At 71.3% G+C, this 12,022-nt stretch carries 12 protein-coding genes; 9 read left to right on the top strand and 3 right to left on the bottom strand.

Features of this window, described 5'->3' with window-relative positions; translation table 11 throughout:
* Positions 1–70 precede the first annotated feature (70 nt).
* From ACZ601_RS35840 to ACZ601_RS35800, 9 genes are read left to right on the top strand one after another with little or no spacing between them, the layout of a single operon-like run.
* Entirely contained in the window at positions 71–1,333 is a 1,263-nt protein-coding gene (locus tag ACZ601_RS35840) for a cytochrome P450 (protein WP_469545727.1), read from the top strand.
* A 53-nt stretch (positions 1,334–1,386) separates the two neighbouring features.
* On the top strand, positions 1,387–1,833 hold the full coding sequence (locus ACZ601_RS35835; RefSeq protein WP_440578795.1) for a sugar 3,4-ketoisomerase: 447 nt from the start codon (positions 1,387–1,389) through the stop codon (positions 1,831–1,833).
* Entirely contained in the window at positions 1,830–2,969 is a 1,140-nt protein-coding gene (locus ACZ601_RS35830) for a DegT/DnrJ/EryC1/StrS family aminotransferase (RefSeq protein WP_440578796.1), read from the top strand. Before ACZ601_RS35835 ends, ACZ601_RS35830 begins: the two co-directional genes overlap by 4 nt.
* Positions 2,970–3,024: 55 nt before the next feature.
* A complete protein-coding gene (gene rfbA / locus ACZ601_RS35825) occupies positions 3,025–3,930 on the top strand; it encodes a glucose-1-phosphate thymidylyltransferase RfbA (protein WP_469545827.1) in 906 nt (301 codons plus the stop codon).
* 46 nt (positions 3,931–3,976) lie between these two features.
* Complete coding sequence (gene rfbB / locus ACZ601_RS35820; protein ID WP_469545722.1) at positions 3,977–5,023, top strand: dTDP-glucose 4,6-dehydratase; 1,047 nt, start codon at positions 3,977–3,979, stop codon at positions 5,021–5,023.
* Positions 5,007–5,606 carry a dTDP-4-dehydrorhamnose 3,5-epimerase family protein gene (locus ACZ601_RS35815; RefSeq protein WP_469545720.1) on the top strand — a complete coding sequence of 200 codons (600 nt, stop codon included), beginning with the start codon at positions 5,007–5,009 and terminating at the stop codon, positions 5,604–5,606. The genes rfbB and ACZ601_RS35815 overlap by 17 nt, the downstream gene beginning before the upstream one ends.
* Positions 5,603–6,385: a thioesterase II family protein gene (locus tag ACZ601_RS35810; RefSeq protein WP_469545717.1), complete on the top strand. Its 783-nt coding sequence runs from the start codon at positions 5,603–5,605 to the stop codon at positions 6,383–6,385. The genes ACZ601_RS35815 and ACZ601_RS35810 overlap by 4 nt, the downstream gene beginning before the upstream one ends.
* Positions 6,375–7,808 (top strand): NDP-hexose 2,3-dehydratase family protein, encoded by a 1,434-nt coding sequence (locus tag ACZ601_RS35805; protein WP_469545714.1) that lies wholly within the window; start codon positions 6,375–6,377, stop codon positions 7,806–7,808. The genes ACZ601_RS35810 and ACZ601_RS35805 overlap by 11 nt, the downstream gene beginning before the upstream one ends.
* A gap of 44 nt (positions 7,809–7,852) precedes the next feature.
* On the top strand, positions 7,853–8,845 hold the full coding sequence (locus ACZ601_RS35800) for a Gfo/Idh/MocA family protein (RefSeq protein WP_469545712.1): 993 nt from the start codon (positions 7,853–7,855) through the stop codon (positions 8,843–8,845).
* Here the strand turns inward: ACZ601_RS35800 and abc-f are convergent.
* The 3 genes from abc-f to ACZ601_RS35785 all read right to left on the bottom strand — a co-directional run.
* Positions 8,835–10,490: a ribosomal protection-like ABC-F family protein gene (gene abc-f, locus ACZ601_RS35795; protein ID WP_440578679.1), complete on the bottom strand. Its 1,656-nt coding sequence runs from the start codon at positions 10,488–10,490 to the stop codon at positions 8,835–8,837. The genes ACZ601_RS35800 and abc-f overlap by 11 nt on opposite strands.
* A 207-nt stretch (positions 10,491–10,697) precedes the next feature.
* Complete coding sequence (locus ACZ601_RS35790) at positions 10,698–11,519, bottom strand: AfsR/SARP family transcriptional regulator (protein ID WP_440578677.1); 822 nt, start codon at positions 11,517–11,519, stop codon at positions 10,698–10,700.
* A 122-nt stretch (positions 11,520–11,641) separates the two neighbouring features.
* On the bottom strand, positions 11,642–12,022 hold a 381-nt coding region (locus tag ACZ601_RS35785), incomplete at its 5' end, for an adenosylhomocysteinase (RefSeq protein WP_469545709.1).

Below are 12,022 nucleotides of genomic sequence, written 5' to 3'. Positions count from 1 at the left end.
ACTCCGCCCGCCCCCCCTCTCCTCCTCCCCTTTCCAGACTTCTTGCCGAATACCAGCTGAGGAAGCCGATATGACGACACAGATCGCCGAGGACACAGACGCCGTGGCCGTGGCCGTGGACATCCCGGAGACCGAGGCGCCGCACCCGCTGGCGCAGCCGGCCGAGGCCGACGCCGAGGGGCTGCTGGAGTGGTTCGCGCGTTGCCGCGCCGAGGCCCCCGTGTTCTGGGACTCGACGCGTTTCGCGTGGCAGGTGTTCTCGTACGAGGACTACAACACCGTCTCCACCAACCCGCAGATCTTCTCCTCGGACTTCTCGCCGGTCTTCCCGGTGCCGGAGGAGCTGGCTCTGCTGATGGGGCCGGGCACCTTCGGCGGCATCGACCCGCCGAAGCACGGCCCGCTGCGCAAGCTGGTCAGCCAGGCGTTCACCCCGCGCCGGATGGCCGCGCTGGAGCCCCGTATCGCGGAGATCACCCGCAAGCTCCTCGCCGACTTCGGTGACCGGACCGAGATCGACGTGGTGACGGACCTGGCGTACCCGCTGCCGGTGACGGTGATCGCAGAGCTGCTGGGCGTCCCGGCCTCCGACCAGGACCTGTTCCGCGAGTGGGTCGACGTCATCCTCAACAACGAGGGCATGGAGTACCCCAATCTCCCGGCCGACTTCGCGGAGACCATGGGTCCGGCCATCAAGGAGTGGGCCGCGTACCTGTACGCGAAGATCGCCGAGAAGCGGGCCACGCCGTCCGACGACCTGATGAGCGGGCTCATCGAGTCCGAGGTCGACGGCCGCCGCCTCACCGACGAGGAGATCGTCAACATCGTGGCGCTGCTGCTCACGGCGGGCCACATCTCCAGCGCGACGCTGCTCGGCAACCTGTTCATCGTGCTGGACCAGCACCCCGAGGCGCAGGCGGCGCTGCGGGCCGACCGCTCGCTGATCTCGGGCGCGGTGGAGGAGACGCTGCGCTACCGCAGCCCCTTCAACAACATCTTCCGGCTGCTGAAGGAGGACACCGACATCCTCGGCGTCCCGATGAAGGCCGGTCAGATGGTCACGGCGTGGAGCGCCTCGGCCAACCGCGATGCCGGGCAGTTCCCGGACCCGGACGTCTTCGACGTCCGCCGGACCGCGAACAAGCACATGGCCTTCGGCCACGGCATCCACCACTGCCTCGGCGCGTTCCTGGCCCGGATGGAGGCGAAGGTCTTCCTCGACCTGGTCTTCGACGCCTTCTCGTCGTTCAAGGTCGACCTGGACGGGGCGGAGTTCTACGAGGCGGATCAGCTGACCCCGCGTCACCTCCCCGTCTCCGTCGTCCGCGGCTGATCCAGCCGCGCCTGAGGCACCGGCCGGACAGGGCAACCAGGGAGCGCGATCGCATGTCGGTGGGCATCATCACAGAACCGAAGGTGGGCAGGGTCAAGCCCTGTGCCTTCATCGAGTTGGAGCAGCACAACGACGCACGGGGCAACCTGTCGGTCGTCGAGTCCGAGTGGACGGCGGGCTTCCCGATCGAGCGGGTGTACTACCTGCACGGTCTGGACACCGGCTCGTCCCGCGGCGGGCACGCGCACCGGGCCCTGGAGCAGCTCGTCATCGCCGTCCACGGAAGTTTCACGATCACCTTGGACGACGGGGTCAACCAGGCGGAGCACCGTCTCGACGACGCCGGCCGGGGCCTGTACATCGGGCCGATGGTGTGGCGGAACCTGAGCGACTTCTCGAAGGACGCGGTCAGCGTGGTCCTGGCCTCGCGGCACTACGACGAGTCGGACTACTACCGCGACTACGAGGAGTTCCTGCGGGACGCGAGGAGGGGGCTGTGACGGCCCCGGCGCCGGCCCGCCCGGCACGCGTCCCCTTCCACGACCTGCGGGACCTGCACGCCCTCGGCGGTGTGCAGGCGGAGATCGACGCCGCCGTGCTGCGGGTGTCGCGCTCCGGACGCTACCTCCTCGGCCCCGAACTGGAGGCGTTCGAGGAGGAGTACGCCCGGTACTGCGAGAACGCGCACTGCGTCGGCGTCGGCAGCGGACTGGGCGCCCTGGAGCTGACGCTGCGGGCGCTGGGCATCGGTGAGGGCGACGAGGTGATCGTCCCCGGGCACACGTACATCGCGAGCTGGCTCGCGGTGTCCGCCACGGGGGCCCGCCCGGTCCCCGTGGAGCCGGAGGCCGGCTCGTACCTGATCGACCCCGACCGCCTCGCGGCCGCGATCACCCCGCGGACCAGGGCGGTCATGCCGGTGCACCTGTACGGGCACCCGGTGGACCTCGACGCGATCGAGGCCGTCACCGCGCCCCGGGGCATCCCGGTCGTGGAGGACGCGGCCCAGGCACACGGGGCCCGCTACAAGGGCCGGCGGATCGGCTCGCGGTACGCGGCGGCGTTCAGCTTCTACCCGGGCAAGAACCTGGGCGCGCTGGGCGACGCCGGCGCCGTGGTCACCTCCGATCCGGAGCTCGCCGGGCAGATCCGGCTGCTGCGCAACTACGGCTCCCGCGAGAAGTACCGGCACGAGGTGCGCGGCACCAACTCCCGCCTGGACGAGATCCAGGCGGCGGCGCTGCGGGCGAAGCTGCCGTACCTCGACGCGTGGAACGCGCACCGGGGCACGATCGCCGCACGCTACACCGAGGGCCTCTCCGGCCTGCCGGGGGTCGTCCCGCCGGCCGTCCGGTCCTGGGCCGAGCCCGTCTGGCACCAGTACGTGCTGCGCACCGCGCACCGCGAGGAGCTGCGGCAGGCCCTGACCGGGGCCGGGGTGGAGAGCCTGGTCCACTACCCGATCGCCGTCCACCGATCCGGCGCCTACGCGGGCACCCGGTCCGAGCCGCTGCCCCGCTCCGAGCGGCTGGCGGCTCAGGTGCTGAGCCTGCCCATGGGCCCGCAGCTGATCGCGCGGGACGCGGAGACCGTCATCGCGGCGGTCCGTCACGCCACGGAGAACAGCCATGTCTGACGTCATGAAGGTCCCGGCCCTCTCGGCACTGGGCGACCCCGCCTCCCGCCGTCCGATGAAGGGCATCGTCCTGGCCGGCGGCAGCGGCACCCGGCTGCGCCCGCTGACCGGCGCGCTGTCCAAGCAGCTGCTGCCGGTGTACGACAAGCCGATGATCTACTACCCGCTGTCGGTACTGATGCTGGCGGGAATCCGCGACATCCAGATCATCTCCGCCAAGGACCACCTGGAGATGTTCCGCGCGCTGCTCGGCGACGGAAGCCAGCTCGGCATCCGACTGAGCTACGCCCAGCAGGAGGAGCCCCACGGCATCGCGGAGGCCTTCCTCATCGGTGAGGAGCACATCGGCGACAGCCCGGTGGCACTGATCCTCGGGGACAACGTCTTCCACGGTCCCGGCTTCTCCCAGCTGATCGCGCAGGCCGCCGCCCGACTGGACGGCTGTGAGCTGTTCGGCTACCCGGTCAAGGACCCCCAGCGGTACGGGGTCGGCGAGATCGACACCGACGGCTCCCTGCTCTCCCTGGTGGAGAAGCCGGTCAAGCCGCGCTCCAACCTCGCGGTGACCGGCCTGTACCTCTACGACAACGACGTGGTGGACATCGCCCGCCGGCTGACGCCCTCGGCACGCGGCGAGCTGGAGATCACCGACGTCAACCGCGTGTACCTGGCCCAGGGCCGGGCCCGGCTGAACCCGCTGGGCCGAGGGTTCGCCTGGCTGGACATGGGGACCCACGATTCGCTCCTGCAGGCCGGGCAGTACGTACAGCTGCTGGAGCAGCGCCAGGGCGAGCGGATCGCCTGCGTGGAGGAGATCGCCCTGCGGACGGGTTTCATCAGCCCGGAGCAGTGCTTCGCCCTCGGCAGCGACCTGGGGGCTTCCAGTTACGGCGACTACGTGCGGGAGATCGCCCGCCGGGCCGCCGCGGAGGGCCGGACCGCCGACTCCTCGGCTGCCTGACCACCCACCGAACCCACCGTCCCGTCCCCTTCCCCGGAAAGGCCAGTTGACGATGCGAGTCCTGGTGACCGGAGGTGCGGGCTTCATCGGCTCGCACTTCGTCAGAGAACTGCTGTCCGGGGCCTATCCGGACCTCGACGGGTCACGGGTGGTGGTCCTGGACGCCCTCACCTACGCCGGGAACCCCGCCAACCTCGACCCGGTCCGCGACCACCCGGGGCTGGAGTTCGTCCACGGCGACATCTGCGACAGGGAGCTGGTCGGGCGGCTGATGGCCGGGACCGGCATGGTGGTGCACTTCGCGGCCGAGTCGCACGTGGACCGCTCCATCGCCGACGCCTCCGCGTTCGTACGCACCAATGTGCTCGGCACCCAGACCCTCGTGCAGGCGGCCGTCGAGGCGGAGGTCGCGCGGTTCGTCCACGTCTCCACGGACGAGGTGTACGGGTCGATCGACTCGGGCTCGTGGCCGGAGGAACACCCGCTGCTGCCCAACTCCCCGTACGCGGCCTCCAAGGCCTCCTCGGACCTGATGGCGCTGGCCTTCCACCGCACGCACGGGCTGGAGGTGTGCGTGACGCGCTGCTCCAACAACTACGGTCCGTACCAGTTCCCGGAGAAGGCGATCCCGCTGTTCACCACCAACCTGGTCGACGGGCTCGACGTGCCCCTGTACGGCGACGGCCTCAACAGCCGCGACTGGCTGCACGTGGACGACCACTGCCGGGGCATCGCCCTGGTCGCGGCGAAGGGCCGGGCCGGCGAGGTCTACAACATCGGCGGCGGCACGGAGCTGACCAACCTGGAACTGACGGACCACCTGCTGGAGCTGTGCGGCCGGGACCGGTCGGCGGTGCGCAGGGTCACCGACCGGGCCGCGCACGACCGCCGGTACTCGGTGGACATCTCGAAGATCTCCCGCGAGCTGGGATACGAACCGAGGGTGCCCTTCGCCGAGGGCCTGGCGGCCACGGTGACCTGGTACCGGGAGAACCGCGCGTGGTGGGAGCCCCTCAAGGAGCGTGCCGCGCTCCCGGGGCCGGCCGCCGCCGGGCGGGGCACGGAGCAGCCGGCAGGTGCCCGTGCGCATTGACGAGACCGGAATACCCGGCACGTACCGGCTGCTGCCGGAGCGGTTCGAGGACGAGCGCGGCCATTTCTACGAAGCCGCCAGGCCCAGTGAGCTGACGGCGGCGACCGGGCTGCCCTTCGAGGTCCGCCAGGTCAACAACTCCGTCTCGCGGCGCGGTGTCCTGCGCGGGGTGCACTGCAACGACGTACCGGCCGACGCCGGGAAGCTGGTGACCTGTGTCCGGGGCTCGATCCTCGACGTGATGGTCGATCTCCGTCAGGGCTCGCCGTCCTTCGGCCGGTACGCCGTGAACCGGCTGGACGCCGGGGACGGCATCGCCCTCTACATGTCCGGCGGCATCGGCCACGCCTTCCTCGCCCTGGAGGACGGCACCTGCGTCAACTACCTGTTGTCCGCGGAGTACGTGCCCGGGGCCATGGTCGACCTCGACGCGCTCGACCCCGAGCTGGGCCTGCCGTGGGAACTCGCGGATCCGCCGGTGCGCTCCGCCAAGGACGCGGCCGCACCCTCCCTCGCGGAGGTCGTGGCATCCGGCAGGCTGCCGCGGTACGTACCGGCGGGCGGGGAGCTGATCCGGCCATGACCGTTCCCGCCACCCGCGCCGCCTCTTCCCCCTCCTCCCCCTCCGGCGTGTGGCTGCGCCGCTACCGGCCCGTCGAGGACCCGGCCGTCCGGCTGGTGTGCTTCCCGCACGCCGGCGGCTCGGCCACCGCCTTCCTGGGCTTCGCCGACCGTCTCGCCGACTCCGGCGTCGAGGTGCTGGCGGTGCAGTACCCGGGCCGCCAGGACCGGCGCGGGGAACCCTTCATCAAGTCCGTCGACGCCCTGGTGGAGGCGGTGCTGCCGGAGCTGCGGGAGTGGACCGGCTGCCCGTTCGCCCTGTTCGGGCACAGCCTGGGCGGCACCCTCGCGTACGAGACCGCGCGCCGGCTGACCGGATCGGACGAGGAGCCCGTGCACCTGTTCGTATCCGGCCGTCGCGCACCCACCGTGCCGCGCACGGACACCGCGCACCTGCTGGACGACCGGGCCCTGATCTCCCGTATCTCCGCGCTGCAGGGCACCGATCCGGCGCTCCTCCAGGACGAGGAGCTGCTGCGGATGGTGCTGCCGGCGCTCCGCAACGACTACGGGGTGGCGGGCGCCTACCGGCACCGCGCCGGAGCGCCGCTGTCCGTGCCGCTGACGGTCCTCACCGGGGACAGCGACCCCAACGTGTCCGTCGACGACGCGCGGCGCTGGTCGGAGGTGGCCGGGGGTCCGGTGGACCTGCGCGTGCTTCCGGGCGGGCACTTCTTCCTCAACGACCGCTCGGAACCCGTCTGCCACATCATCGAGGAGGCGCTGGACCATGTCCGCTGACACCCTGGCCCGGACCGCAGACCGAACGGACACCGCGCACCGCCTGCTGGTGTCGGCCCGTACCCCAGACAGCGCGGTCACGCCCATGGACCGGGTGCTGGGCTGGCTGGACGAACAGGCCCGCGCGGGCAGCTTCCGGGTCACCCGGGTGCCGTTCGCCGCGCTGCGGGGCTGGTACTTCGACGGTGACGGCAACCTGCGCCACGAGTCGGGCCGCTTCTTCGCCGTGGAGGGCCTGCACGTCACCGCGGACGGGCTGCCGGAGCGGGGCTGGAAGCAGCCGATCATCGTGCAGCCGGAGGTCGGCCTGCTCGGCATCGTCGTGAAGGAGATCGACGGCGTCCTGCACTTCCTGATGCAGGCCAAAATGGAGCCGGGCAACATCAACACCCTCCAGCTCTCCCCCACCGTGCAGGCCACGCGCAGCAACTTCACCGGGGTCCACCAGGGGCTCGGCATCCCGTTCCTGGACCTGTTCCTGGAACGGGGACGGGCGAGGGTCCTCGTGGACGTGCTCCAGTCCGAGCAGGCCGACTGGTTCCTGGCCAAGCGCAACCGCAACATGATCATCGAGATCGACGAGGACACCAGCACCGGGGACATCGGTGACGGCTTCCGCTGGCTGACCTTCGGACAGTTGCTGCGCCTGCTGCGGCTGGACAACGTGGTCAACATGGACACCCGCTCCATCCTTGCCTGCCTGCCCACCGCGGGCGCCGAACCGGACGGCGTGGACCTGGACCCGGTCCTGCGCTCCTTCCACGGTCTGTCGGCCCCCTCGGTGCACGACACGGGCGAGGTGCTCAGCTGGCTCACCGGCATACGGGCCCTGCGCGAGCTGGTCCAGCGCCGGGTGCCGCTCGCCGAGGTCGCAGAGGACGGCTGGACGTTCACCGACGAGGAGATCGGGCACGCCGGCGGACGCCGGTTCCGGGTGATCGGGGCCGACATCTCGGCCAGCAACCGCGAGGTCGCCTCCTGGACCCAGCCCCTGATCCAGCCTCAGGTGCCGGGCCTGATGGCCCTGATCGTCAAGCGGATCAACGGCACCCTGCACGCCCTGGTGCAGGCCCGGGTCGACGTCGGGCACCTGAACGTGGCCGAGCTGGCGCCCACCGTGCACTGCCGGCCGGCCGACCACACGGGCCCGGGGACCGACCCGTACCCGCCGTTCCTCGCCGACGTGCTGGCCGCCCCGACGGCGCGGATCCGCTACGACGCGGTGCAGTCCGAGGAGGGCGGCCGCTTCTACCACGCGGAGAACAGGTACACGATCCTGGAGGTGCCGGAGGAGTTCAGCGAGGACGTGCCGCGCGACTACGCCTGGCTGACCTTCTCCCAGCTCACCGAGCTGATGGCGCACGGCAACTACCTCAACGTCGAACTGCGCACACTCGTCGTCTGCGCCCACACCCTGTACTGACCGCCCCCGTAGCGACCGCCACCGCCCCTCCCACCGAGGACGTCATGCCCGCTCCCCTGCGCCTGGGACTCCTCGGCTGCGGCGACATCGCCGCGCGCCGCACCCTGCCCGCGCTGCTGCGCACCCCCGGACTCGAACTGGCCGCCACCGCCGCACGCGACCCCGCGCGGGCCGCGGCCTTCGCGGACCGGTTCGGGGGCACCCCCGCACCCTCGTACGAGGACCTGCTCGGGCGGGCAGAGGTGGACGCCGTCTACCTCTGCCTGCCCACCATGCACCACGCCGCGTGGGCCGAACGTGCCCTGCGCGCCGGCAAGCACGTCCTGGTGGAGAAGCCGCTCGCGACCTGCGGTGCGCAGGCCGAGACCCTGTACGGGCTGGCGCGGGAGCGCGGCCTGGTGCTGCTGGAGAACTTCATGTTCCTCCACCACGGCACCCAGCGGCGGGTCGCGGGCCTCCTCGCGGACGGGGTCCTGGGCGAGGTGCGCGCTGTCTCGGCGGCGTTCACGATCCCGCCGCGCCCGCCGGGTGACACCCGCTACGACCCTGCGACCGGCGGCGGGGCCCTGCTCGACAGCGGGGTCTACCCGCTGCGGGCCGCCCTGCGCTTCCTCGGCAGCGGCCTGACCGTGGCCGGCGCGGTGCTGCGCACCGACGAGGAGCACGGCGTGGACGTGTCCGGGGCCGTGCTGCTGGCCGCCCCGGGGGGCGCGGTGGCGCAGCTCCGGTTCGGCATGGAGCACCACTACCGGTCCTGGTACGAGATCCAGGGCAGCGCCGGCACCCTGTCCGTGGACCACGTGTACACGACGGCGCCCGATCACGAGCCGGTGGTCCGGCTGGCCACCGGCACCGGTCGGACGGAGATCCGGGTGCCCGCCGAGGACCATTTCGAGGCCGTACTGCGGTTCTTCACCGCGTCCGTGCGCGCACCGGACGCGCAGCGGCCCGGCCTGCCGCTCCTCGGTGAGGAGTCGCGGCGGCAGGCCGGGCTGCTGGACGAGATCCGCGCGGCGGCGGTCCGCGTCAGCCGGTGACGGCGGCTTTCCCGCTCAGTTCGAGGTGCGAGCCGCGGAAGGCCCGGCGCATCCGCCGGTCGTGCGTGACGACCACCACGGTCCCCGTGTAGTCCACCAGAGCCTGCTCCAGCTCCTCGACGAGCAGCGGGGACAGGTGGTTGGTGGGCTCGTCCAGGAGCAGCAGGTCCACGGGCCGGGTGACCAGGCGCGCCAGGTCGATGCGGCGGCGCTGGCCCACGGACAGGGAGCCGACCGGAAGGCTGAACTCGGACTCCCGGAACAGGCCGAGGGAGAGCAGCTGTTCGGTGTACTCGTCGGCGTGGCCGAGGCGTCCGTCGGCGAACTCCGCGAGCACCGAGCGCCGGGGGTCCTTGGGCAGTTCGTCCTGGCGCAGCCAGCCGATCCGCCCGGCCCGCCGGACGGTACCCGCGTCGGGCTCCAGGTCGCCGGCGAGCACCCGCAGCAGGGTGCTCTTGCCCGCACCGTTGGGGCCGGTGATCAGCAGCCGCTCGCCATGGGCGAGAGACAGCGAGTCGAGTGCGAGCCGGCCGTCCACGCGCAAGCCGGAGACCTCGGTGAGGGGGCCCTCCGGGACCTCGGCGGTCTCGTCGCCCACCACGATGTCGGCGGTGAAGCGCAGCGGCTCGGGCGGCTTCGGCACCGGGTCGGTGTGGAGGCGGTTCAGCCGCTCGTTGGCGTTGCGGGCCTTGCTGGAGGTCGAGGAGGAGGAGGACCTGGCCCGGTGGTGCTCGGAACCGCTGAAGGCCCAGGGGCCTTTCTTCGCGATGGAGGCCAGCATCCGTCCCGCGGTGGCCGCGCGGGTCTCCTGCCGTTCGATCTCGGCGAGGTGCTCCTCGTACTCCCGCTCCCAGCGGGCGCGGGCGGCGGCCTTGGCGGCGAGGTAGCCCTGGTAGCCGTTGCCGTACCGGTTGACGGTCTTCCGGTCGGGGTCGACCTCCAGGATGGCGGAGGTGACGGCCTCCAGGAAGGCGCGGTCGTGGGTGATGACGACGATGGTGCCGCGATGGTCCTGGAGCCGTTTCTCCAGCCAGTCCACGGCCTGGTCGTCGAGGTCGTTGGTGGGCTCGTCGAGGAGCAGCAGCTCGGGGGCGGCGGCCAGGGTGGCGGCCAGCGCCAGCCGGGAACGCTCGCCGCCGGAGAGGGTGTCCACCGGGCGGTCCCGGTCGAGGCCGGGCAGCCCGAGGCCGTGCAGGGCCGTGTCCGCCCGCGCGTCGGCCTCGTAGCCGCCGCGGTCCTCGAACTCCGCGAGCAGGTTCCCGTACTCGGCCAGGAGCTCCGGGTCGTCGTCCACCAGCGCGTCCTCGACCTCGTGGAGGCGCTTCTCCACGGCACGCAGGTCCGCGAAGGCGCGGTCGAGGACATCTCTGACGGTGGCTCCGGCCGGCATGTCCAGGCGCTGCGGCAGGTATCCGACACCGCCGGGGGCGGTGACCGTCACCTCGCCGTTGTCCGCGGCCTCGGCCCCGGCGATCAGCCGGAGCAGGGTGGACTTGCCCGAGCCGTTGTCACCGATGACGCCGGCCTTCTCACCCGGCTTGACGGTGAGGGACACCCGGTCGAGCACGACGTGGTCGTCGTACCGCTTGATGACCTCCTCCAGCGTGAGCTGGGAATGCGCCCGTGATGCCGTGGGCGAGGACATGCGCATATGCGTACTCCTGGTGGTGCGGGGTCGGAGAGCGGGGACCGGACTCTCCGCGAACTGCTTGGCGAGGTTGAACGTCGCGGTGTTGTTGCGGCCGAGTGCCTCCCTGACGTAGGTACGGGCCCGCGCCGTCCTCGGCGCACTCACCGAGGATCTTCCGCATGGCCCTCCTCCCGCAAGACCACGCCGTGCCGGGCGCAGGTACTAGGCGGCGTAGAGGTCGAACGTGGAGCTGCGGCGCGGTCCGGAGGCCATGTCCAGTGCGGGGTCCACCATGAGCATCGCCCGGTGCAGGCGCTGGAGTTGTGGTGAGGGCTCGACGCCGAGGTCCTCAATGAGCCGGGTGCGCAGACGCCGGTAGACGTCGAGCGCGGACGCCTGGCGGCCGGAGCGGTAGAGCGCCACCATGGCCTGGGAGTGCAGGCCCTCGTGCTGCGGGTGACGGGCTATCAGCTCTGCCAGCTCGACGATGAGTTCGGTGTGCCGGCCCAGGCGGAGGTCCGCGTCGATCCGGCGCTCCACCGTCACCAGCCGGCTCTCCTCCAGCCGCATGACCTCTATCTCCAGGATCGGGCCGACGCGCACGTCGACCAGCGCCGGGCCCTGCCACAGGGCGAGCGCCTTGCGCAGCAGACCGGCGGCCTGCTGGTCCTCGCCGTCCTCGAAGGCCCGCTGCCCCTTGGCGACCAGCCCTTCGTACTCGTGCACGTCGACCGTCTCGGGGGCGATCTGCATCAGGTAGCCGCCGTGGCGGGTGGCGAGCACATCCTTGGCCCCGCCGGGAGCGCCCGGCCCCATGGCCGTGCCCAGCCGCCGGCGCAGTTGAAGGATGTACGTCTGCAGGGTGGTGAGGGCGCTCTGCGGGAGCCCGGTTCCCCAGATCTCCTCCATGAGCGTCGGCACGGGGATCACCCGTCCCGGGTACAACGCGAGAAGAGCCAGGATCTGGCGCGGCTTCCCTGCCGTCGGAACAATCGAGCCCCCGTTGACCTCGGCACTCAACGGACCCAGAACCTGAATCCTCACGGTTTCCTCCGTACGTGGTCGAGTTCGCATCGATTTTCTGGCTTCACCGACGAACGCTAACGAAGCACCGGGGGCGGACCCGGATTTCTCCAGCGCCTGTCGAGCCGGTCTCTATTTCCAGGTCAGTAGCGGTAGTGGTCGGGCTTGTACGGGCCGTCGACGTCGACGCCGATGTACGCGGCCTGCTCCGGGCGCAGCGTGGTGAGCTTCACGCCGAGTGCGGCGAGGTGGAGGCGGGCGACCTTCTCGTCGAGGTGCTTGGGGAGCACGTAGACGTCGGTCGGGTAGTCCTCGGGCTTGGTGAAGAGTTCGATCTGGGCGAGGGTCTGGTCGGCGAAGCTGTTGGACATGACGAAGGAGGGGTGGCCGGTGGCGTTGCCGAGGTTCAGCAGGCGGCCCTCGGAGAGGACGATGAGGACCTTGCCGTCGGGGAAGGTCCAGGTGTGGACCTGGGGCTTGACCTCGTCCTTGACGACGCCGTCGATGGCGGCGAGGCCCGCCAT

It is taken from the genome of Streptomyces sp. NPDC104307 (genome assembly GCF_055584045.1).
The sequence above is the reverse complement of the archived record's forward strand: the minus strand, read 5'-3'. Positions and strand labels throughout refer to the sequence as shown.

Coding starts and splice junctions, on each gene's coding strand:
- ACZ601_RS35835 (WP_440578795.1), top strand. CDS start 1,387: ATGTCGGTGGGCATCATCACAGAACCGAAGGTGGGCAGGGTCAAGCCC.
- abc-f (WP_440578679.1), bottom strand. CDS start 10,490: ATGTCCTCGCCCACGGCATCACGGGCGCATTCCCAGCTCACGCTGGAG.
- ACZ601_RS35800 (WP_469545712.1), top strand. CDS start 7,853: ATGCCCGCTCCCCTGCGCCTGGGACTCCTCGGCTGCGGCGACATCGCC.
- ACZ601_RS35805 (WP_469545714.1), top strand. CDS start 6,375: ATGTCCGCTGACACCCTGGCCCGGACCGCAGACCGAACGGACACCGCG.
- ACZ601_RS35840 (WP_469545727.1), top strand. CDS start 71: ATGACGACACAGATCGCCGAGGACACAGACGCCGTGGCCGTGGCCGTG.
- ACZ601_RS35810 (WP_469545717.1), top strand. CDS start 5,603: ATGACCGTTCCCGCCACCCGCGCCGCCTCTTCCCCCTCCTCCCCCTCC.
- rfbA (WP_469545827.1), top strand. CDS start 3,025: ATGAAGGGCATCGTCCTGGCCGGCGGCAGCGGCACCCGGCTGCGCCCG.